The organism is Flavobacterium terrae (assembly GCF_900142035.1).
GTDB classification, from domain to species: domain Bacteria; phylum Bacteroidota; class Bacteroidia; order Flavobacteriales; family Flavobacteriaceae; genus Flavobacterium; species Flavobacterium terrae.
The window spans coordinates 617,766-639,132 of sequence record NZ_FQZI01000001.1; the positions used below are offsets into that span (position 1 = coordinate 617,766).

21 protein-coding genes are annotated in these 21,367 nt (G+C 30.8%); 16 read left to right on the forward strand and 5 right to left on the reverse strand.

Annotated elements, in window-relative coordinates:
• Complete coding sequence (locus tag BUC09_RS02790) at window positions 1-768, forward strand: nitrilase family protein (protein WP_073308460.1); 768 nt, start codon at window positions 1-3, stop codon at window positions 766-768.
• Here BUC09_RS02790 and BUC09_RS02795 read toward each other — a convergent pair.
• Together BUC09_RS02795 and BUC09_RS02800 are read right to left on the reverse strand one after the other, a co-directional pair.
• Window positions 757-2,358, reverse strand: a complete 1,602-nt coding sequence (locus BUC09_RS02795) for an Ig-like domain-containing domain (RefSeq protein ID WP_073308462.1) — start codon at window positions 2,356-2,358, stop codon at window positions 757-759. The genes BUC09_RS02790 and BUC09_RS02795 overlap by 12 nt on opposite strands.
• A gap of 69 nt (window positions 2,359-2,427) precedes the next feature.
• Window positions 2,428-3,111 (reverse strand): ComF family protein, encoded by a 684-nt coding sequence (locus tag BUC09_RS02800; RefSeq protein ID WP_073308464.1) that lies wholly within the window; start codon window positions 3,109-3,111, stop codon window positions 2,428-2,430.
• A 66-nt stretch (window positions 3,112-3,177) separates the two neighbouring features.
• On the opposite strand from BUC09_RS02800, the gene BUC09_RS02805 reads away from it, so the two are divergent.
• Together BUC09_RS02805 and BUC09_RS02810 are read left to right on the forward strand one after the other, a co-directional pair.
• On the forward strand, window positions 3,178-4,023 hold the full coding sequence (locus BUC09_RS02805) for a hypothetical protein (protein ID WP_143161854.1): 846 nt from the start codon (window positions 3,178-3,180) through the stop codon (window positions 4,021-4,023).
• Between the two features lie 53 nt (window positions 4,024-4,076).
• Complete coding sequence (locus BUC09_RS02810) at window positions 4,077-5,621, forward strand: glycine--tRNA ligase (protein ID WP_073308468.1); 1,545 nt, start codon at window positions 4,077-4,079, stop codon at window positions 5,619-5,621.
• A gap of 89 nt (window positions 5,622-5,710) precedes the next feature.
• On the opposite strand, the gene BUC09_RS02815 is transcribed toward BUC09_RS02810, so the two are convergent.
• Entirely contained in the window at window positions 5,711-6,301 is a 591-nt protein-coding gene (locus BUC09_RS02815) for a riboflavin synthase (protein WP_073308470.1), read from the reverse strand.
• A gap of 57 nt (window positions 6,302-6,358) precedes the next feature.
• Here BUC09_RS02815 and pdxA point away from each other — a divergent pair, with 57 nt between their 5' ends.
• The 13 genes from pdxA (at window position 6,359) to BUC09_RS02885 (ending at window position 16,986) form a co-directional block, all read left to right on the forward strand.
• Window positions 6,359-7,408, forward strand: coding sequence for a 4-hydroxythreonine-4-phosphate dehydrogenase PdxA (gene pdxA, locus BUC09_RS02820; protein WP_073308472.1), 1,050 nt, complete (start codon window positions 6,359-6,361; stop codon window positions 7,406-7,408).
• Window positions 7,409-7,492: 84 nt separating this feature from the next.
• Complete coding sequence (locus BUC09_RS02825) at window positions 7,493-8,014, forward strand: YceD family protein (RefSeq protein ID WP_073308474.1); 522 nt, start codon at window positions 7,493-7,495, stop codon at window positions 8,012-8,014.
• Window positions 8,015-8,023: 9 nt separating this feature from the next.
• Complete coding sequence (gene rpmF / locus BUC09_RS02830) at window positions 8,024-8,218, forward strand: 50S ribosomal protein L32 (protein WP_073308476.1); 195 nt, start codon at window positions 8,024-8,026, stop codon at window positions 8,216-8,218.
• 160 nt (window positions 8,219-8,378) lie between these two features.
• Window positions 8,379-9,377, forward strand: coding sequence for a beta-ketoacyl-ACP synthase III (locus BUC09_RS02835; protein ID WP_073308478.1), 999 nt, complete (start codon window positions 8,379-8,381; stop codon window positions 9,375-9,377).
• Window positions 9,378-9,397: 20 nt separating this feature from the next.
• On the forward strand, window positions 9,398-9,886 hold the full coding sequence (accB, locus tag BUC09_RS02840; protein ID WP_073308479.1) for an acetyl-CoA carboxylase biotin carboxyl carrier protein: 489 nt from the start codon (window positions 9,398-9,400) through the stop codon (window positions 9,884-9,886).
• A 98-nt stretch (window positions 9,887-9,984) separates the two neighbouring features.
• Window positions 9,985-11,334, forward strand: coding sequence for an acetyl-CoA carboxylase biotin carboxylase subunit (gene accC, locus BUC09_RS02845; RefSeq protein WP_073308481.1), 1,350 nt, complete (start codon window positions 9,985-9,987; stop codon window positions 11,332-11,334).
• A 105-nt stretch (window positions 11,335-11,439) separates the two neighbouring features.
• Window positions 11,440-12,345, forward strand: coding sequence for a hypothetical protein (locus tag BUC09_RS02850; RefSeq protein ID WP_073308483.1), 906 nt, complete (start codon window positions 11,440-11,442; stop codon window positions 12,343-12,345).
• Between the two features lie 14 nt (window positions 12,346-12,359).
• Entirely contained in the window at window positions 12,360-13,280 is a 921-nt protein-coding gene (locus BUC09_RS02855; protein WP_073308485.1) for a hypothetical protein, read from the forward strand.
• A 15-nt stretch (window positions 13,281-13,295) separates the two neighbouring features.
• Complete coding sequence (locus tag BUC09_RS02860; RefSeq protein WP_073308487.1) at window positions 13,296-13,508, forward strand: hypothetical protein; 213 nt, start codon at window positions 13,296-13,298, stop codon at window positions 13,506-13,508.
• A gap of 12 nt (window positions 13,509-13,520) precedes the next feature.
• Window positions 13,521-13,739: a hypothetical protein gene (locus BUC09_RS02865; protein ID WP_073308489.1), complete on the forward strand. Its 219-nt coding sequence runs from the start codon at window positions 13,521-13,523 to the stop codon at window positions 13,737-13,739.
• A 3-nt stretch (window positions 13,740-13,742) separates the two neighbouring features.
• Window positions 13,743-14,678, forward strand: a complete 936-nt coding sequence (gene gwsG, locus BUC09_RS02870) for a grasp-with-spasm system ATP-grasp peptide maturase (protein ID WP_073308491.1) — start codon at window positions 13,743-13,745, stop codon at window positions 14,676-14,678.
• A 183-nt stretch (window positions 14,679-14,861) separates the two neighbouring features.
• Window positions 14,862-15,941 carry a grasp-with-spasm system SPASM domain peptide maturase gene (gwsS, locus tag BUC09_RS02880; protein ID WP_073308495.1) on the forward strand — a complete coding sequence of 360 codons (1,080 nt, stop codon included), beginning with the start codon at window positions 14,862-14,864 and terminating at the stop codon, window positions 15,939-15,941.
• A gap of 106 nt (window positions 15,942-16,047) precedes the next feature.
• Complete coding sequence (locus BUC09_RS02885; RefSeq protein ID WP_073308497.1) at window positions 16,048-16,986, forward strand: hypothetical protein; 939 nt, start codon at window positions 16,048-16,050, stop codon at window positions 16,984-16,986.
• Between the two features lie 712 nt (window positions 16,987-17,698).
• On the opposite strand, the gene BUC09_RS02890 is transcribed toward BUC09_RS02885, so the two are convergent.
• Both BUC09_RS02890 and BUC09_RS02895 read right to left on the reverse strand, forming a co-directional pair.
• Window positions 17,699-19,978, reverse strand: a complete 2,280-nt coding sequence (locus tag BUC09_RS02890) for a GH92 family glycosyl hydrolase (RefSeq protein WP_073308499.1) — start codon at window positions 19,976-19,978, stop codon at window positions 17,699-17,701.
• Between the two features lie 108 nt (window positions 19,979-20,086).
• Window positions 20,087-21,283 (reverse strand): C1 family peptidase, encoded by a 1,197-nt coding sequence (locus BUC09_RS02895; protein WP_073308501.1) that lies wholly within the window; start codon window positions 21,281-21,283, stop codon window positions 20,087-20,089.
• Window positions 21,284-21,367 lie beyond the last annotated feature (84 nt).

The following is a 21,367-nucleotide window of genomic DNA, read 5'->3' on the forward strand; positions in this document are numbered from 1 at the left end:
ATGAGAGTTGCTTTAATTCAATCCGATATAGTTTGGGAAAACCCAAGTGAAAATAGAATCAATTTCGAAGAAAAAATCAATGCAATCCACGAAACAGTAGATTTGATTGTATTGCCTGAAATGTTTTCGACAGGTTTTACAATGAACCCTTCTGCTGTTGCTGAAACTATGGATGAAAAAACTGTTTCATGGATGGTTGCATTGGCCAAGAAGAAAAATGTTGCGATAACTGGAAGTTTAGTAATTACGGAGAATGGTAATTATTATAACCGCATGCTTTTTGTTTTTCCTGACGGAACTATTCAAAAATATGATAAAAGGCATTTGTTCTCTCTAGCAAAAGAAGAAGCGGTTTTTACACGTGGAAATGACAAAGTGATTGTAAATTATAAAGACTGGAAAATCTGTTTACAGATATGTTATGATTTGCGTTTCCCAGTTTTTGCCCGTAATGTCGAAAATTACGATATGTTGATATACGTGGCAAGCTGGCCTAAACCACGAATCAATGCTTGGGATATTTTATTGCGCGCACGTGCTGTGGAAAATTTATCTTATGTGATTGGAGTAAACAGAGTGGGTACAGATGGTAGTCAACTGGAATACTTAGGCCATTCACAGTCTATAGATTATCATGGAAATTATGTGGTTGAACCTTTCGAAAATGAATCAGTTAAAATCTTTTCGTTTGATAAAAATGAAATGCTAGAAACTCGTTTAAAATTAAATTTTTTGAACGACAAAGATAGATTTGAGTTAATTTCCTAAATCTACATCCTGATTTACATCCCAATTAGCTCTTACGTCAATTTCTGTTGGGTAATGATATACTTCTTCGGGTTGTTTTTTATCTAGATAGCTTCCAGTGTCTCGTTCTTTGTTTTTGTTCTCGTCATAAATAACACGAAGCGAATATTTTCTGGGTTCCAAGAATGAAAATTCTACGCTTGAATTGTCTTCACTGTAATGTGATTCTAAAATTTTTCCTTTGCTATCAGTTAATTCAATAATGATTGGGAATGATTTTATATTTTTAAAATTCAATTTTAAATTTCCGTAATCTGAAAAATTCTTAGTGCTAACTACAAATTTTAAACTATCATTCTTTTGGCCTAAATAATCTTCAACCGTTCCTGGCAGCATGTTTAAGGTGTATTTTTCACCTTCGTCTTTTTTGAAAAGAACTTCAAGCTTGTTGTTGAATTCGTCATAATTGGTTTTGAATTCGACTTTTGAAGAGTCTTTTTTTGATAAACTCATTTTAGAAAAGTCAAACTTCTCCAGAGGGGTATTCGTGTTTAAAGTAAACACTTCATTGAAACCTATGCTGCCTCTTTGTTTCGCGGTAATGCTTAAAGTGTCTTGTTTTTGATTTTTTAATTTTAAAACAAAATCTTTTTTCAATTCTTTATTTTCAAACTGAATTGCGATAGAGTCGTTTTTTATGACTGGGAACCAAATTTGCAATGAATCTTTTTCAGGGAATTTGGTAACTTTTATGGGCAAAGTATTTCCTTTGTATGTTGCTGTTATTTTTGAGTCTTTATTGTATCCTTCATATCCTAATAAACCTCTGTTTCCTGAAGCCTGACTCGGTTTTTTTACTTTAAGTTTTGGAATCTCTTTGAATAATTCTAATTCAAAGATTGATTTGTCTGGAACAGTTATAGTTTGATTGTAAAAACCAATTTTATCACTATTTGGATCAAATTTATAATTAGCGTTCTTTTCTTTTAAAGCTATCAATTTGTAGTTACCAGCTTTAACATTTTCTATTTTAAAAGTCTTTAAACTATCAAGTGTGTTTGTAATGTATCGAGGGTTCTGCTTGTAAATAATAGAGTCTTTAAAGTTTTCATCTACCTCAAACAACATGACGTTTACATAAGTATCTGTTTCTTTTTCATAAGAATCTTTTATGGTTCCTTCTATAAATAAAGAGTCAAGCTCTTTCCCAGTTGAAAAGACATATTTGAATTGAGGGTACGCATTTCCTTCATTATTATCCACGATGCTTTGACCAAAATTGAAACTGTAAGTCGTATTAACTTTTAAAGTGTCGTTTATTTTAATAACTAATTGTTTGCTCGCTGTACCTTGAGGTAAAACAGTTATCTGGTTTTGCATGGGAGGAGAAACAATTAAATTTTTTTGGAGATCCTTAATCTTGATAAACTCGTCAAAATTTATTTTTATTGTTTTCGAATTAAATTGAGTTGAAAGGTTTTTTGGGTTACTTGAAACAATTTTAGGAGGCGTAACATCTTTATCTCCACCTGTTATTGTTCCTCTTTTTGCACAACTAACAATAAAAACAAAAGATAAAAATATTAAAAACTGTATGTTTATTTTTTTCATGAACCGCAATTTAATCAGTACAAAATAACCACTTTATTTAGTGTAAACGAAATTTTTTTGAATTCAGGATTATGATTCAGAAAAAGCAATCGTTACGATACTCAGTTTAGCGCCAGGAATTTTTAAAATTGCTTTTCCGCAAGCTTCTAATGTTGCTCCTGTGGTCAATACATCGTCAACCAATAAAAAGTGCTTGTTGTAAAGGGTTTCGTTGTAAGAAATTGAAAATGTATTTTCAGAAATGGTACTTCGGTTGATTAGATTTTTTTTAGATTGAGTTTCGGCATACTCTTTACGAATTAAAACTTCTTTTTTAATTTCCTTGTTTAGTTTTTTAGAAATTGATTCACAAAATGTATCTATCTGATTGTATCCTCTTTTTTGTAATTTCTTTTTATGTAATGGTACAGGGATAACAAAGTCTATATTGTCAAATGCTTTGCTTTCTTTTAAATCAATACCATACCAATCACCTAAAACAGTGCCTATTTTTTGTTGGTTTTTGTATTTTAAATTGTGAATTAAGTTTTGAGTAATGCCTTTTTTATGGTAATAAAGCATGCTTGAAACATTCTCTACTGGGATCTTCCCGTAAAACTTTTTTAACCCTTCGTTGTTTTTTGTGAGTAAGTGATTTGTAAGAGGTAAATCGTGTCTGCAAGTAATGCATATTTGATTTTCAGATTCTAATAAAAGGTTAGAACATCCTGAACAAATTTTAGGATAGAATAAGTTTAGCAAATTTTTGAGCATTTCATCGATTTTATTTTTTTTGTGAAAAGGAAAAAGATAAATTTAGAAAAAATTACCCAAAACAAAATGTCTTTACGTATTTCAACGACTTTTTTAAAGTTAGCATCAGTTGTGTTGTTATCTACAACAACGACTTTTGCAGTGAAATATTTTAGATCTAAAGAAGAAAATCTTCAATTAAAAGAATCGATAAAGCTTGATAAAAAAACATATGTTAATGATTTAAAAGAAATTTTTAGCAGATATGATGATCAAGTCTTGAAAAATAGAGAGCTAACTCGTGCCAATTCTATTTTGGTTTCTAAAAATAAAAAAGTAGTTACGGTTAAACCGCATACTCCAGTTAAGGTAATTTATTTAGAAAAAAACACTACTAGAAAAGAAATAGATTCATTTCAAAACCTTATTAATGAGAAATTAAAAGAACAGGAATCAATTCAAGATGAAGTAGATAAACTTTCTCAAAAAAATTCTGAATTAGAAAATAAAAACAGAGAAAATGAAAAGATTGTTGCTAAGACAAGAAATCTTACTGCAACAAATGTTATTGCTAATGGAGTAAAAATTGTTTCCAATAATATTATAGAAACAAAACGCTTTAATGCTACAGAGCAAATAAAAGTTTGTTTCACACTTCTTGAAAATAAATCAGCTGTTCAGGGTTATAAAGATATTTACCTTCAAATTATAAATCCTAGAAAAAAGGTAGTTACAGATAAAGGTGAATTTGTTGAGTTTGGCAATCAATTATTAAGATATAGCGCTAAAACAAATGTTTTTTATGAAAATGAAGAACTAGATGTTTGTGTGTTTATAGATCCCAACAAAAAAGATTTACTTCCTGGCGATTATGAAATTAATATCTTTTCAGGTATAAACTTAATCGGCAATACTGTTTTTTCTCTTAAATAATTTACTTTTCTGTAAGTAAAATTCTCAATCACTTTTCCTATTTTTGCACCACTATGGCAAAACAAGACGATTTATTTAAAAATGTGATTTCGCATGCAAAGGAGTACGGATTTATTTTTCCGTCAAGCGAAATATATGATGGTTTAAGCGCAGTTTATGATTATGCGCAAAACGGAGTAGAATTAAAAAAGAATATTAGAGACTATTGGTGGAAATCGATGGTGCAAATGCATGAAAATATTGTGGGTATTGATGCTGCGATATTTATGCACCCTACAACATGGAAAGCATCTGGACATGTGGACGCTTTTAATGACCCATTAATTGACAACAAAGACTCTAAGAAAAGATACCGTGCCGATGTTTTAATTGAGGATTATGCCGAAAAATTAAATCAAAAAGCACAAAAAGAAATCGAAAAAGCAAAAGGCCGTTTTGGTGAAGCTTTTGATGAAGCACAATTTGTTGCAACAAACGAAAGAGTTAAAGGATATTTAGACCAAAAAAATGCAATTCTTCAAAGAATGGCAAAAGGTTTAGATTCTGGTGATTTGGCAGATGTGAAAGCATTAATCGAAGAATTGGAGATTGCTTGTCCAGATTCAGGTTCTAAAAACTGGACAGAAGTACGTCAGTTTAACTTGATGTTTGGAACTAAATTAGGAGCTTCTGCAGATACTGCGATGGATTTGTATTTACGTCCAGAAACGGCTCAAGGTATTTTTGTGAACTTCCTGAATGTGCAAAAAACAGGACGTATGAAAATTCCTTTTGGAATTGCTCAAACAGGTAAAGCTTTTCGTAACGAAATCGTAGCGCGTCAATTCATTTTCCGTATGCGTGAATTCGAACAAATGGAAATGCAATTTTTTGTGAAGCCAGGAGAAGAGATGAAATACTACGAATACTGGAAAGAAACGCGTTTAAAATGGCATTTATCATTAGGTTTAGGAAAAGAAAATTATCGTTTTCACGACCATGAAAAATTAGCACATTATGCTAATGCGGCTGCGGACATTGAATTCAACTTCCCGTTTGGGTTTAAAGAATTAGAAGGAATTCACTCAAGAACTGACTTCGATTTAAAAGCACATGAAGAGTATTCAGGTAAGAAAATGCAATACTTTGATACCGAAGAAAATAAAAACTACACGCCATACGTAGTTGAAACTTCAGTTGGTTTAGATCGTATGTTTTTAGCAGTTTTCTCAAATTCATTAAAAGAAGAAACTTTAGAAGATGGTTCAACAAGAACAGTATTGCGTTTGCCTTCGGTATTAGCACCAACAAAAGCAGCGGTTTTACCATTAATTAAAAGAGATGGTTTGCCAGAATTAGCTAAAGAAATAATTGAAGACTTAAAATGGGATTTCAATGTTGCTTATGATGAAAAAGATGCGGTTGGACGTCGTTACCGTCGTCAGGATGCATTAGGAACACCTTTCTGTATTACTGTAGATCATCAAACATTAGAAGATAAAACAGTTACTATTCGTCACCGTGATTCAATGCAACAAGATCGCGTTGCTATTTCTGAATTGAGAGGAATCATTAGCAATGAAGTTTCTATGAGAAACTGGTTGATGAAGATGAAGTAAAAAATAAAATTCTAGATAAAAAAATCCCAAACGTTCACTGAGCTTGTCGAAGTGGAGTTTGGGATTTTTTATTTTTTAATGCTTTGAAATTAAGCTTGTAACTCGTGAAGACGCTTTACATATTTCCCAATCACATCAAACTCTAAATTTACTTTGGTTCCAATTTTGAAACTATGAAAATTTGTGTGTTCAAAAGTGTAAGGAATAATTGCCACGCTAAATTCATTTATTTTTGAATTTACAACTGTTAAACTTGTTCCATTTACTGTTATCGAGCCTTTTTCGATTGTAATATTGCTTAGATTTCTATCGTATTCGAATGTAAAATACCAACTACCATCAACTTCTTCAATGTTTTTGCAAACTGCAGTTTGATCTACGTGGCCTTGAACAATATGGCCGTCCAAGCGATCGCCTAATTTCATAGCGCGTTCAAGATTAACTACATCACCAACCTGCCATTCACCAAGGTTTGTTTTTTCGATAGTTTCTTTGATTGCGGTTACTGTATAAATGTCGTTTTCGATGGAAACAACAGTTAAACAAATTCCATTGTGAGCAACACTTTGGTCGATTTTAAGTTCGCTCGTTATTTTTGATTGTACCGAAACATGAATATTTTCGCCCTCTTTTTGAAGGGATTGAATTGTTCCGAGAGTTTCTATGATGCCTGTAAACATTAACTGATTAATTTTAGTAAATTTGCATTCAAAATTAGCAATAAATACATTGAACTGATGACAAAAAGACCAGAAAATATAATTGTAGGGATTTCAATTGGTGATTTGAATGGTATAGGAGGGGAGATAATATTAAAGTCTTTCGAGGATACACGTATGTTAGAGTTGTGTACTCCTATAATTTTTGCTAATGTTAAAATTCTTTCTTTCCTAAAAAAGAATTTAGAACTTTCTACAAATTTACATGGTATAGATAAAATTGACCAAGCAATAACAGGAAAGATAAATGTATTGAATGTTTGGCGTGAGGGGGTGAATATTGAGTTTGGTAAAACCGATGATAATGTAGGGAAGTATGCAGTTAAGTCATTTGTAGAAGCTACAAAAGCATTAAAATCAGGAGATATAGATGTTTTAGTTACGGCTCCTATTAATAAGTCAAATATTCAATCGGAAGAATTTTCTTTCCCTGGACATACAGATTATTTGAATCAAGAACTGGAAGGGGATGCTTTAATGTTTATGGTTCAGGACACACTTCGTGTTGGTTTGCTAACAGATCACGTGCCTATTAATGAAGTGGCTAAGCACTTGACAGAAGAGTTGATTCTTAAAAAAATAAAAACTATCAATCAATCATTGATTCAGGATTTTGGAATTACTCGTCCTAAAATTGCGGTTCTAGGTTTAAACCCACATTCGGGTGATAATGGTGTAATAGGAGATGAGGAAGAAAAAGTATTAAAACCTGCTTTGAAAAAGATTTTTGACGAAGGAGTTTTGGTTTTTGGGCCTTTTTCAGCTGATGGTTTCTTCGGAAGTGGTCAATATGAAAAATATGATGCTGTAATAGCAACTTATCATGATCAAGGATTAATTCCGTTTAAAACACTTTCTTTTGGTAAAGGGGTGAATTATACAGCTGGCTTAAATAAAGTGCGAACTTCACCAGATCATGGAACTGGTTTTGATATTGCTGGAAAAGGAATAGCAGATCATAGTTCGTTTGTAGAGGCAGTATATGCAGCAATTGATATTTTTAAATCGAGAAACAATCATGCTCAAATTACTGAAAAGCCTTTAAAAGTTAAGGAAAAACAGTTATAAACAAAAAAATGTTCATAACACTTTTAAATTTATAAATAATTTATATCTTTGCACACCCTAATTAAGGGACAAATTGTTGTTAGTATGAAAGGTACAAATGAATATTTAATTCCATATGTGGGGTTAAAGCTTGGAAAACATCAGTTTGAATATCAAATAAATAAAGCGTTCTTTGATCACTTTGAGTATGACGAATTTGATTCGGCAGATGTAAAAGTGAATTTGGTTTTAGAAAAGCAAACAAATATGCTTGAATTGAATTTTAAGCATTCTGGAACTGTAAATGTTTTGTGTGATGTAACTGGTGAACCATTTGATATGCCAATTAAAGGTAAATTAAAATTAGTGGTTCGTTTTGGTGAGACATATAATGATGATAATGAGGAGTTACTCATTTTGCCTTTTGGTGAACATCAAATAGACGTTTCGCAATATATCTATGAAATGATTGCTTTGTCAGTACCATTAAAGAGGATTAGTCCAAATGCAAAAAATATGGATTTGGAAACGCTTAATGAAATTGAAGTCAAAGACGAAGAAGAAGTAAAAGAAGAAGAAATTGACCCGCGTTGGGCAGCATTAAAGAAACTATTAACGGATAAATAATTTTGTAAAATGGCACATCCTAAGAGAAAAACCTCGAAAACAAGAAGAGATAAAAGAAGAACTCATTATAAAGCAACTGTTGCTCAAATCGCAACATGTCCTGTAACTGGAGAAGCACATTTATACCACAGAGCTTACTGGCATGAAGGTAAAATGTACTATAGAGGTCAAGTAGTTATCGATAAATCGGTAGCTGTTGCTTAATACGTTTTAGTAAAAGAAATCTAACTCTCACCTAGTGAGAGTTTTTTTGTTGGATATAAGTGAAAATAAAATAGAAGTTATTTAAAATTTATTTTAAAGATTTTTGTAACTTCATCGTCTTTTTAAAAAGCGATTTTTTAGAAAGTATTATTACAATTTTATGAGTAAAATAACTGCCGCAATAACCGCCGTTGGTGCGTATGTTCCTGATTTTGTTCTTTCTAACCAAGTGTTAGAAACAATGATTGATACAAATGATGAATGGATAACTACCAGAACAGGAATTAAAGAAAGAAGAATTTTAAAAGAAAAAGGTAAAGGAACTTCGTTTCTTGCTATCAAAGCAGCTCAAAATCTTATCGAAAAATCAGGAATTAATCCTGAAGATATAGATTTAGTACTATTAGCAACTGCTACTCCAGATATGCCAGTAGCTTCTACAGGGGTTTATGTGGCATCGCAAATAGGAGCAGTTAATGCTTTTGCATACGATTTACAAGCAGCATGTTCAAGTTTTTTATACGGTATGTCAACTGCTGCATCGTATATTCAATCAGGACGATACAAAAAAGTACTTTTAATTGGAGCAGACAAAATGTCTTCAATTATCGATTATACAGACAGAGCAACCTGCATTATCTTTGGAGATGGTGCAGGTGCTGTTCTTTTTGAGCCTAACGAAGAAGGTATGGGACTTCAAGATGAGTATTTGCGTTCAGATGGTATTGGTCGTGAATATTTAAAAATAGATGCAGGTGGTTCAATTCTTCCAGCATCGGCAGAAACTGTTCAAAATGGGCAACATACTGTTTTTCAGGATGGAAAAACTGTTTTCAAATACGCAGTTTCTGGTATGGCAGATGTTAGTGAGAAAATCATGCAAAGAAATGATTTGACTCACAATGATGTTAACTGGTTATTAGCGCACCAAGCTAATAAACGTATTATCGATGCCACTGCCGAAAGAATGGGCTTAGATGAATCAAAAGTGCTAATCAATATTCACCGTTATGGAAATACAACATCGGCAACATTACCTTTGTTAATGCACGATTTTGAAAAGCAACTTAAAAAAGGAGATAATCTTATATTTGCAGCATTTGGTGGTGGATTCACTTGGGGATCTATCTACTTAAAATGGGCTTATGATACTAAATAATAAACCAAAATCAAAATATCATGGATATTAGAGAAATTCAAAACCTAATCAAATTTGTAGCAAAATCAGGAGCTACAGAAGTAAAATTAGAGATGGATGATTTCAAAATCACTATCAAAACAACAACAGAAGGAGCTGAAACGACTTATGTACAGCACGTTCCTATGCAAGCAGCTATGCCTCAAATGCAAGTGGCTGCTCCAGTAGCTACTTCTCCAGTTGCTGCTGCTCCAGCTGTTTCTGAAGCTGCTGCTGATGATACATCTAAATATGTTACTGTAAAATCACCAATGATTGGTACTTTCTACAGAAAACCGGCTCCAGATAAACCAATGTTTGTTGAAGTAGGTTCTACAATTTCTAAAGGAGACACATTATGTGTTATCGAAGCAATGAAATTATTCAATGAAATTGAAAGTGAAGTTTCTGGAAAAATTGTAAAAATATTAGTTGATGATTCTTCTCCAGTTGAATTTGATCAACCTTTATTCTTAGTAGATCCATCATAATTGTTATTTTAAATTTTAAATTTTGAATTATGAATTCGATTCATTTTTCAAGTACAATCATTTAAAATTTATAATTTATAATTTAAAATAATCAGAAGATGTTTAAAAAGATATTAATAGCAAACAGGGGAGAAATTGCACTTCGTGTAATTAGAACTTGTAGAGAAATGGGAATCAAAACCGTTGCGGTTTATTCTACGGCAGATGCAGATAGTTTGCATGTTAAATTTGCTGATGAAGCAGTTTGTATAGGTCCTGCGCCAAGTAGTCAATCGTATTTGAAAATGTCAAATATTATTGCTGCTGCAGAAATTACAAACGCAGATGCTATCCATCCAGGATACGGATTCCTTTCTGAGAACGCTAAATTCTCTAAAATTTGTCAAGAGCACGGTATTAAATTTATCGGAGCTTCTCCAGAAATGATTGACAAAATGGGAGACAAAGCTACAGCAAAAGCTACTATGAAAGCTGCCGGAGTTCCTTGTGTTCCAGGATCAGAAGGTATTCTTGAAGATTTCGAACAAGCTAAAAAAGTTGCTAAAGAAATTGGCTATCCAGTGATGATGAAAGCTACTGCCGGAGGTGGTGGTAAAGGTATGCGCGCTATCTGGAAAGAAGAAGATTTATTAAAAGCTTGGGAAAGTGCTCGTCAAGAAGCTGCTGCTGCATTCGGTAATGATGGTATGTATATGGAAAAACTTATCGAAGAACCCCGTCATATCGAAATCCAAGTAGTTGGAGATTCTTATGGTAAAGCATGTCACTTGTCTGAAAGAGATTGTTCTGTACAAAGACGTCACCAAAAATTAACAGAAGAAACACCATCTCCATTCATGACAGATGAATTACGTCATAAAATGGGAGAGGCTGCGGTTAAAGCTGCAGAGTTTATAAATTATGAAGGAGCAGGAACTGTTGAGTTCTTAGTAGATAAACACCGTAATTTCTACTTCATGGAAATGAATACTCGTATCCAAGTAGAGCACCCAATTACTGAGCAAGTTATTGATTACGATTTAATTCGTGAGCAGATTTTAGTTGCTGCTGGAGTGCCAATTTCTGGTAAAAACTATTTGCCACAATTACACTCTATCGAATGTCGTATTAATGCAGAGGATCCTTATAATGATTTCCGCCCTTCTCCAGGTAAAATTACAGTTTTACATGCTCCAGGAGGACATGGAGTTCGTTTAGATACTCACGTGTATGCAGGATATACAATTCCGCCAAATTACGATTCGATGATTGCAAAATTGATTACTACTGCGCAAACTCGCGAAGAAGCAATTAGTAAAATGAAACGCGCTTTAGATGAATTCGTTATTGAAGGTATTAAAACTACCATCCCATTCCACAGACAATTAATGGACGAACCAGATTATGTTGCTGGTAATTATACCACTAAGTTTATGGAATCATTCAAAATGAAAGAGCCTAAAAATTAATAACAAAAAAGCCCTGAGAATTCAGGGCTTTTTTGTTATTAATTTTAAACTAAAGTTGTTTGTTTTGCATTAGTTAAATAATATATTTGTAAGAAAATTTTTGTTTTGAAATTTAAACACTTCCTTTTAATTGTTTTTCTTGCTTTTGTTTCATTGTCATGTAGAACTACAGTTGTAGATAATAATTCTTTAAAGAAAGAAATTAATTATATACCTTATTATCTCAAGGTATATGAGGCCGATAGTTTGTTTATAACTAATAATTTTCTAAAAAGCTATCAAATTTTGGATAGTTTATTTCAAAAATATGAGCCACTTAATATGAGTGTTTATTATGAGTTAAAAACCTACTATAGCGCAAAGATTATTTTAAATAAGGATATAGAATTGAATGATTTTTCGAGATTAGTTAGTAAATATGGGTTTACGAAAGAAATGATAGAAAGTGATTCTCTGTTAAATGATTATTGTAAAAAAAGTAATTTTTTTGACCTTCAAAATTATGATGACTTGAGAGCTAAAAACGTGAAGTCGTTAAATCTTAGCCTACGAAATGAAATAATTGAAATGATTGGACAAGATCAATTATATAGGAGGACTGATTTTGATAAACAAAATAAGATAGATTCTATAAATGCAAAAAAAATAATCAAAATATTTGATGATTTTGGATACCCTAATGAGTTTCTAATTGGTAATAGTAGTATAGATAAAATGTATGTTGGGATAGAAGCTCTTTTGCTTCATACAAGAGATAATGAAAGATTAAATTATTTTATGCCTAAAGTTTTAGAGTATGTAAAAAAAGGTAAAGCATCTCCCAAAATATATGCAAACATGAGAGATCAGTTTGAATTGTACCATGATAAGGAACAATTTTATGGATCCTATGATAATAAAACCAATACTCCTGTTGATGAAATGAATAGAAGAAGAAAAGAAATTGGTTTGCCTTGTTTTGGATATGAAAAATGGCGAACTAATAAATTATATCCAAATATGAAGTTTTAAACCATTAAAGTATTATGTTAAAAAGAGTTTTTAGGGTTTTGCTACTCATAGGTTTGGTTTCTTTTTTTTCTTTTAAAACAAAAGATGTATTTAATAGTTCTATTTCCAGAGAATTGAATTATATACAATATTATTTAAAAGTATATCAAGCAGATAGTTTATACATTACTAAGAATTATCAGAAGAGTTATGAAATTTTGGATAAATTATTTAAGGATTATGAACCTATTAATTTACCTAATTATAATGAACTTTTTAACTATTATAGATTGAAACTAATTTTAAAAAAAGATATAAATAGGAGTAAATTTTCTGAATTAATAAGCAAGTATAATTTGAATAATGAAATATTATTGAATGATTCATTAATGAAAACTTATTACATGAAAGAAAAATTTTTTTTCGATAAAAATTATAATCTGTTAAGACAAAAGTTTATTTCTAAACTAAATCTGAAATTAAGGGATGAGATAAAAGAAATGCGAGTACAAGATCAACTATTTCGAGATAAAGATTATCAATATAATATAATAAAACAAAATAAGATTGATTCAATTAATTCTTTAAAAACTAGAAAGATTTTTAAAGAATTCGGCTATCCAAATGAATATATTATAGGTGATTTTATGTTAGACAAAAGTTTTGTAGATATAGAAATAATACTTCTTCATACAAAAGATGTTGAAAGGGAAGAGTATTATTTGCCAAAAGTTCTTGAATTCATAGAAAAAGGTAAAGCACCTCCTAGAACCTATGCTGTTCTTCTGGATCAATTTAATTTATACCATGGTAAAGAACAGTATTATGGTTCATACAGTAAAAAAGTAAATATTTCAATTTCAGAGTTGAATAAAAGAAGGAAATTAATTGGCTTGCCAAGTTATGGGTATGAGAAATGGAGATTTGAGAAATTACATCCAAATGAAGAATATTAATTAAATTATATAACAATGAGAAAACTAGAAGAGTTTAAAAATGATGATAATTTGTTATCACAAAATGAATTGAGTAATATAATCGGTGGTTTGCTTCCTGCTGACAGATCTAGATATACCTGTTTTACACAGACAGCTAGTGAAGGCTGTACAGATACCAGATGTGAACAAACAATCGATGAAAATGGAACATCAACAACAACAATTACTGAAACAGACAATCCTTAAAAAATTTTAGAAATGAAAAAATTAAAAAGTCTTAATGAATTTAAACAATTAAGTTCAAACACAGTTTTATTAAACTCGGATTTAGTTAATATTTCTGCTGGTTTGGCACGCCTATCTAATGATATGTGTGTGACTTTAAATGATACATGTGTAAATGGTAGAGAGGATATGTATCATCACACTGAAGTTGACGGTGTGGTAACTGTTGATTCGACTACTTGGAAAGATTAGATTATGATTTTAATAATCACTGAAGAAGCTGATTATTCATCAAGTATGGTGATTAATTGGCTTCTTTATTACAGAATAAATTTTATTAGAATAAATGAAAATGATGAACTGCATGTTGAATGTTTGTTAAATGATTTCAGAATAACTAATAATTCATTTAACTTTTTGTTGTCTGAAATTAAAGGGATGTGGTATAGAAGAGGTTTTTTAAATATTAAAATTGAAAAATCCGAAAATGAAATCATAAACAATTTTAAAAAAGCAGAATTTGCAAAATTGAAGCAATACATATATTATAAATTATCATTATTGCCAAATATTAATTCTTTTACTAACTCTGATGTTAATAAACTTGTAGTTAATGATATTGCTAGTGAAATAGGAATAATTACTCCTCAAGAATATATTTTAAGTTCCAAAGATGAATTGCTTCTTTTAGATGATTTAAGTCAATACGCAACAAAGTCAATTTCAGGAAGTGCAATTTTGGATTTTGGAAATTTTTATACAATAGGATATACATCTTTGTTAAATATAACTGAAGAATATTCTAAATTTTTTTTTCCTTCTTTAATTCAAAAGTATATTAAGAAAAAATATGAATTGAGGATTTTTTTCTTACATGATCAATTTTATACTATGGCGATTTTTTCACAAAGAGATGAAACTACTAGGGTAGATTTTAGAAATTATAACAGAAAGAATCCCAATAGGAATGTGCCTTTTGAATTGCCAATTGAAATTAAGGTGAAACTAATTAATCTAATGAATCGTTTAAAATTAAATTCGGGGTCAATAGATATGATTGTTACCCCAAATAATGAGTATGTTTTTTTAGAAGTTAATCCAATTGGGCAGTATGGTATGGTTTCAGTTCCTTGTAATTATTATCTAGATATGAAAATAGCAAATTTTTTTAAGAACAATACTTATGAATGAAAAAATTGAAAGTTTAAAAGAATTTCTTTTGGAAAGGCAAAATGAATTACCTCTAGTTCTGCATGATACAAATGTAATTGAAAAAAAATATGAGATTTCAGGAAAATCAATACAGATCTTAAAATATAGAACATCTGTTTATCCTCTTGATAAGTATTATAAACATATAATAAGAATATAAAAATGGTTTTTTTTAAATTATTTGCAAATTGTATAGCTGTTAAGGGAGCTAATAGAAGTTTAATTGTAGATTTACAAAAAAATTCATCACATTTAATTCCAAATGATATGTATGAAGTCTTAACAAAATCAGATAAGATAGAAATAAGTCAATTATATGCGGAATATGGTGAAGATAATTATAACACAATAAAAGACTATTTTGAAAATTTAGAAGAATTAGAAATAGGTTTTTTTTGTTCAGAGAATGAACTTAATCTTTTTCCAGAGTTGAATCTTGAATTTCATTATCCTTTTTTAATTGGGAACTCAATTTTAGAAGGAATAGATGAAATTCGAGTGTATGAGGAATTAATTCCGCAGTTAGAAAAATTAGGTTGTGAATATGTTGAAATAATTTTGTACCAGGAAATTGAAAATAATTTACTTCAATCAATTTTAGATTTATTTCAAATAAGTTCAATTAAGCACATTGGTTTGATAATAAAGTATGATGTGACAAAAGATGAAAAGTTTTTAAAAAAACTTACTTCTACATGTTTGAGACTTTCAAAAATAATTTTACATTCATCAGTAGATGAAAAATTATTAGAATTTAAATCATTTAATTTGACTTATATTAGTTATGTAAAAAAGGAGTTGAAAAGTTTTAATTTTTGTGGAGTAGTTGATCAAGGTTATTTTTCAACAAAAATGTTGCATTTTACAGAATCACAAAATCATAACACTTGTTTGAATCGTAAAATTTCAATAGACAAAGATGGTAATATAAAAAATTGCCCATCGATGAAAGAAATTTTTGGAAATATCAAAGAAGTATCGCTTGAAGAGGTATTAAATCAAACCAACTTTAAAAGATATTGGAGTATTTCTAAAAATCAAATTGAAGTATGTAAAGATTGTGAATTTCGTCATATTTGTACTGATTGTAGGGCATATACTGAAAATCCTGAAGATCAATATTCAAAACCTCTTAAATGTGGTTATAATCCTTATACGAATGTTTGGGAAGAATGGAGCACCAACCCTTTAAAAGAAAAAGCTATTGCTTTTTATGAAATGTCAGATTTGATAAAAAGATAATTTAGAGAATGCCCCAAATTTGGAGCTTTTTTGTTGGGTTAAATTTTAAACTAAAGTTGTTTGTTTTGCATTAGTTAAATGATAAATTTGTAAGAAAATTTTTGTTTTGAAATTTAAACACTTCCTTTTAATTGTTTTTCTTACTTGTGTTTCATTGTCATGTAGAACTACAGTTGTAGATAATAACTCTTTAAAGAAAGAAATTAATTATATACCTTATTATCTCAAGGCATATGAGGCTGATAGTTTGTTTATAACTAATAATTTTCAAAAAAGTTATCAAATTTTGGACAGTTTATTTCAAAAATATGAGCCACTTGAGATGGAAAATTATTATGAATATAGTAATTACATTGCTTCATCTGTAATGTCAGGACATATTGATGGTTTAGATGGAAAAATTAAAAAGGGATATCTCAATTTTGGTGATGTTGGTTTTTTACATCCACAATCATATGAAATTCGTCAAAAAATAGCAAAAATAAGTAAGCTCTCTAAAGATGAAAAAGAACTTTATAAAAAGGAGTATTCTAAAAGAATTAATTTGTCTTTAAGAAAAAGAATTGATATAATGTTTGATGAAGACCAATCGGTAAGAAGAAAGAATTGGAATGAAGAGGGGATGAAGTTTTTTGAAAATAAACATGCCAAAGAATTGGAAGAGATTATAGCTAATTATGGTTATCCTAATTATCAATTAATTGGATCAATGAATTACGAAGATGAGAATTGGAGTACTCCAAAACCTATTAGTTGTGACATCATGTTTATACACCAAGGTATTGCGTTTAAAGAAAAATACCTGCCTTTTTTATTGAATGAATTAAAAAGGGGGAAATGTTCACCTAGGGACTATTCAGCTATATATGATAGTTATTTGTTTAAAAAAAGTGCTGAATTAAACATAATTCCTAAGCAATTATATGGTAGTATTGGTATCGAAAATCGTGCTTTGGTAAATCCAAAAAAAATTGACTCAATTAGAAAATCTATTGGATTACCCAAATTAGGATATGAAATGTGGAGAGCAAAAAAAATTGAATAATAACTAAATTAAGATTTAAAAAAAGCGAAATCATAAAAACAACTAAAAAGGGATGTTTTTTGTTTATCAATAGAAGAACAATAGGAAATTATAAGTCGATCAATTAACAGATTTAATAAAGTTGTCTTATTACATAGATTCGACTGTAAGTACAGATTGTCAAAGGAGTTCTGCAAAAACATATCCAGGTGAATTCATGAAAACTTTAATTGCCTAACAACAGAGAGAAAAACTGTCTTAGATAAGTAATATTAAGAGTTGATGAATTTTTATATGATTTTAATTTTATCAGATTAAGAAGACTTTTAAACAATCCAAATTATTGAATGGCTTGAAATTTTTGACAAGAAATGGGTAAGAATTAATAGAGAAGAAATAGTCAGTATAGATTATGTAGGGGCAATTATTGTTTTTACTTTGAATCAGTATAGTTTTAAGAGGTTTTGGAATGTTACAAAAGATGAAATTTAGGTTTGAAGAATTGTGAGTTCAGGCATGTTTGCAGCGATTGTAGGGCTTATGTGGAAAATCCAAACGATATGTATTCAAAGCCATTAAAATGTGGTTATAATCTATTACGAATGTTTGGGAAGAGTGGAGTACAAATCCCGTAAAAGAAGATGCAATTGCTTTTTACGGGATGTTTGATTTTGTAAAAAATAACTATTAAATTAATTTTTAAGGTTGCATTTTTGCCAGATAAGAATGATATTTATTTATGCTTATTACTCATTATGAATTCGAGCGTTCCTCCTTTTATAATATCTTCATAGTTTATAAAAAAATTGGTTAATGGTTTTTTATTCAACAACATTTTTTTGACATATATGTTTTTATCGGAACCGTTATTGACTTTTATTTGAAATGATTTTCCATTTTCAAGATTGATTGTTGCATTTTGAACAGTAGGGCTTCCTATGGCATATTCGTTATTTCCAGGAGCAACAGGATAAAATCCTAACGATGAAAAAATATACCAAGCACTCATTTGTCCGCAATCGTCATTTCCTCCTAATCCATCAGGAGTAGGTTTGTATTGCATTTTTAAGGTCTTTCTAATAATTTCTTGTGATTTCCAAGGCTGGTCGGTCCAGTTGTATAAATAAGCTACATGATGTGCGGGTTCATTGCCATGCACATAACCTCCAATAATTCCGTCTCTAGTGATGTCTTCGGTATCAGCAAAGAAAACATCTGGTAAGTTCATTGAAAATAATTCATCGAGCTTTTTTGTAAATACTTTTTTGCCTCCCATTGCTTCTACTAAAGCGTTAGGATTTTGTGGAACAAAAAAGGTGTAATTCCAACTATTTCCTTCAATAAAACCTTGTCCGTGTGTATTTAATGGATCAAACTCTTTTTTGAAACTTCCATCAGCTAATTTAGGACGCATGAAACCAGTAGCTACATCAAAATTATTCTTCCAATTTTCAGAACGTTTTAAGAATTGTTCATAAACATCGTTTCGGTTTAATTTTTTGGCTAATTGTGCTATTGCCCAATCGTCATAAGCATATTCCAACGTGTTTGAAACCGAAATGCCACTTTTTTCAGAAGGAATAAAACCTTTGTCAATATAAAAACCTATGCCTTCGTAATCTCTTTTGTTTGCAGTTGCAATACAAGCCTCTAATGCTTTATTGGCATCTCCTGTATAATTTCCCTTCAAAATGGCATCAGACAAAAGAGAAACACTGTGATAACCGCTCATGCACCAATTGTCATTTGCATAATGACTCCAAATAGGTAACATTTTATAAGGACTTTGTTCGTAATGCTTCATCATTGAATGAACCATATCGTTGTTCTTTTTTGGCTGAATGATATTGAATAAAGGATGCAAAGCTCTATAAGTATCCCAAAGAGAAAAAGTAGTGTAGTTAGTAAAATCTTCAGCTTGATGTATATTTTGATCTAATCCTTTATACTTTCCATCTAAGTCCATGTAAGTTGTTGGAGCCAAAAATGAATGATACATTGCCGTATAGAAATTGGTTTTTAGATCTTCATCGCCTTCTACTTCGACTTTTTTCAATTCTCTTTCCCAGGCATTTTGAGCATCATTTTTAGCTTTTTCAAAATCCCAATGTTTAATTTCGGATAAATTTAAAAGTGCTCTATCCATACTTACAGACGAAAGTGCCATTTTGATTTTTATTTTTTCATTTTCAGAAGTTTTGAAATTGAAATACATTCTGATTTGTTTTCCAGCTGCTTCTGGAAAGTTCTTTTCTTGGTTAAATTTTCGCCAAAATCCTTTATAAACTTGCTTTTCTTCGAAGTTTTTAGCTCCGTATTCAATAAAAGGCTTCGAAAAACTCATGGCAAAATATTGTGTGCGAGTTCTTGCCCAACCATTGGTCTGACGATAGCCAGTAATCAAAGTATCGTTTACTACACGGACATAGGTCCATACATTTTTTTCTTGGTAATTATAAATACCACTCATCAGATCCAAAATAATATGTGCTTCTTCTGATTTTGGAAATGTATACTGATGAAATCCTACACGGTTAGAAGCCGTTAATTCGGCAACAATATTATCGTCATCTAATTTTACTTTATAATAACCGGCTTCTGCTACTTCGTTTGAATGTGAAAAAGCCGAACGAAATCCGTTTAGAGGTTTATCAGCTGTGCCAGGATTTAATTGTAATTTCCCTAATGTTGGCATTACCAAAAAATCACCCAAGTCGGAATGTCCTGTCCCGCTGAAATGGGTGTGGCTGAAGCCGACAATCGTTTTGTCGTCGTACTGGTAGCCGGCGCAGTATTTATACACATCGGGATTGTATTTTCCATTTACTGCATACGGAATAGTGTCGGTATCTGGACTTAATTGTACCATCCCAAATGGAACAGAGGCTCCTGGATAAACATGGCCCATTCGTTGAGTTCCTATAATGGGTTTGACGTATTTTGTGTATTTGTTTTGACTGTAAGTTAGCGTAACAAAAAAAAGAATTAATATGCAGGTAATTTTTTTGTGCATGGTTTGATTTTTAGTTGAGTTGTCTAGTGTTGCTTTTTCTTCGAAGGTATTTAAAAAAAAATCGATAACTAAAAAGTTATCGATTTTTAAAAAAAGTATGATGAAAAGTTATATTTTCAGCTTTGATGCTATAGCAGCTGGTACTCCTTTTTTATGAAGCATGATAGCTGTTGCTTTATATTTTGCAAATTCTTTAGACATGTACAAATACCCTTTATAGTCGTTTGTCGTGCCCCAAGAATTTTTAACAATGTAATATTCTTTTCCGTTTTGATCTTTTGAAATCCCTACGATATGCATTCCGTGATCATCAGTAGTTGTGTAATTATCAAATGCTTTTTGGCGCATTTCTTCAGTTACTACAGCTTCTTTCTTAGGGCCATTAAACATATCAGCTTTCTCTTCGGCAGTCATATCTTCGATTTTCTTTTCAGGAACATAAGCTACACCGTTTTTCCAAGAGAAACTTTTTTCACTTACATCTCCAGCCCAAGCTACTGAATAACCATTTTTAAGTGCATTATCAATGATGTCTGTCAATTCGTTCATTTTTACATTGTAAACCTGATCGTAGTTCCAGTTGTCTGGTACCATTAATACAAATTTTGAATAATATGGATACTCTTGTAATGAAGAAATTTCAACATAATCATCAGCATTAATTCCCACTACTTCTTTAGCAAAAGTTTCAGGAGTGTATTTTTTGCCATTGTAATCAAATGTTTTTGGTACTTGTCCAAGGTAAGCATCAATCATTGCAGCATATGCTTTTTCCCAGTTAGGTGTTAATTCACCATTTGGATTAGAAACTACAGCTTTTAGAAATCCTTCTATTAATGCAGCCATTTCAGCAAATTTGTTTTTGTCTGTACCATAATTTAAACCTGTATAAACAGATTGTGGAACGGCACCATATTTACGGTACATATTAATTACGTCATGGAAAGCTCCTCCATCACCTAACGCTACAGAACCGTGCATGCGCACGTAGTTTCTTCCTTTTTCTACATAAGCATTACGAGCTGAGAAGATTTGAGATAATTCAACAGGTTTTTTACCCATACGAATCATTTCAGATTCTAAAAATGAATTAGCCGAATAACTCCAACAAGTACCTGAAGAACCTTGGTTTTTTACTGAAGTGTTTTCAATATTTACAACATCTGCAAATTTAAAAGACTCTTTACTCTTCTCACTTGCGTTTATTTTTAGTGAATTAACCAAATTGTCTTGAGCATTTCCAGCTAACGCAGAGGCAATTAGTGAAGCAGCGACAATTATTGGTTTAAGTGGAATGTTATGCATAATATTTTTTTTGATATTACTAATAGTTGTGTAAAGTTAAAAATTGTTACATACTAAAACTTATTTTAACATCGATTTAGGCTT

Coding starts and splice junctions, on each gene's coding strand:
- accC (WP_073308481.1), top strand. CDS start 9,985: ATGTTTAAAAAGATATTAATAGCAAACAGGGGAGAAATTGCACTTCGT.
- BUC09_RS02865 (WP_073308489.1), top strand. CDS start 13,521: ATGAAAAAATTAAAAAGTCTTAATGAATTTAAACAATTAAGTTCAAAC.
- accB (WP_073308479.1), top strand. CDS start 9,398: ATGGATATTAGAGAAATTCAAAACCTAATCAAATTTGTAGCAAAATCA.
- BUC09_RS02800 (WP_073308464.1), bottom strand. CDS start 3,111: ATGCTCAAAAATTTGCTAAACTTATTCTATCCTAAAATTTGTTCAGGA.
- gwsS (WP_073308495.1), top strand. CDS start 14,862: ATGGTTTTTTTTAAATTATTTGCAAATTGTATAGCTGTTAAGGGAGCT.
- BUC09_RS02815 (WP_073308470.1), bottom strand. CDS start 6,301: ATGTTTACAGGCATCATAGAAACTCTCGGAACAATTCAATCCCTTCAA.
- rpmF (WP_073308476.1), top strand. CDS start 8,024: ATGGCACATCCTAAGAGAAAAACCTCGAAAACAAGAAGAGATAAAAGA.
- pdxA (WP_073308472.1), top strand. CDS start 6,359: ATGACAAAAAGACCAGAAAATATAATTGTAGGGATTTCAATTGGTGAT.
- BUC09_RS02795 (WP_073308462.1), bottom strand. CDS start 2,358: ATGAAAAAAATAAACATACAGTTTTTAATATTTTTATCTTTTGTTTTT.
- BUC09_RS02810 (WP_073308468.1), top strand. CDS start 4,077: ATGGCAAAACAAGACGATTTATTTAAAAATGTGATTTCGCATGCAAAG.
- BUC09_RS02790 (WP_073308460.1), top strand. CDS start 1: ATGAGAGTTGCTTTAATTCAATCCGATATAGTTTGGGAAAACCCAAGT.
- BUC09_RS02855 (WP_073308485.1), top strand. CDS start 12,360: ATGTTAAAAAGAGTTTTTAGGGTTTTGCTACTCATAGGTTTGGTTTCT.
- BUC09_RS02860 (WP_073308487.1), top strand. CDS start 13,296: ATGAGAAAACTAGAAGAGTTTAAAAATGATGATAATTTGTTATCACAA.
- BUC09_RS02805 (WP_143161854.1), top strand. CDS start 3,178: ATGTCTTTACGTATTTCAACGACTTTTTTAAAGTTAGCATCAGTTGTG.
- gwsG (WP_073308491.1), top strand. CDS start 13,743: ATGATTTTAATAATCACTGAAGAAGCTGATTATTCATCAAGTATGGTG.
- BUC09_RS02890 (WP_073308499.1), bottom strand. CDS start 19,978: ATGCACAAAAAAATTACCTGCATATTAATTCTTTTTTTTGTTACGCTA.
- BUC09_RS02895 (WP_073308501.1), bottom strand. CDS start 21,283: ATGCATAACATTCCACTTAAACCAATAATTGTCGCTGCTTCACTAATT.
- BUC09_RS02825 (WP_073308474.1), top strand. CDS start 7,493: ATGAAAGGTACAAATGAATATTTAATTCCATATGTGGGGTTAAAGCTT.
- BUC09_RS02835 (WP_073308478.1), top strand. CDS start 8,379: ATGAGTAAAATAACTGCCGCAATAACCGCCGTTGGTGCGTATGTTCCT.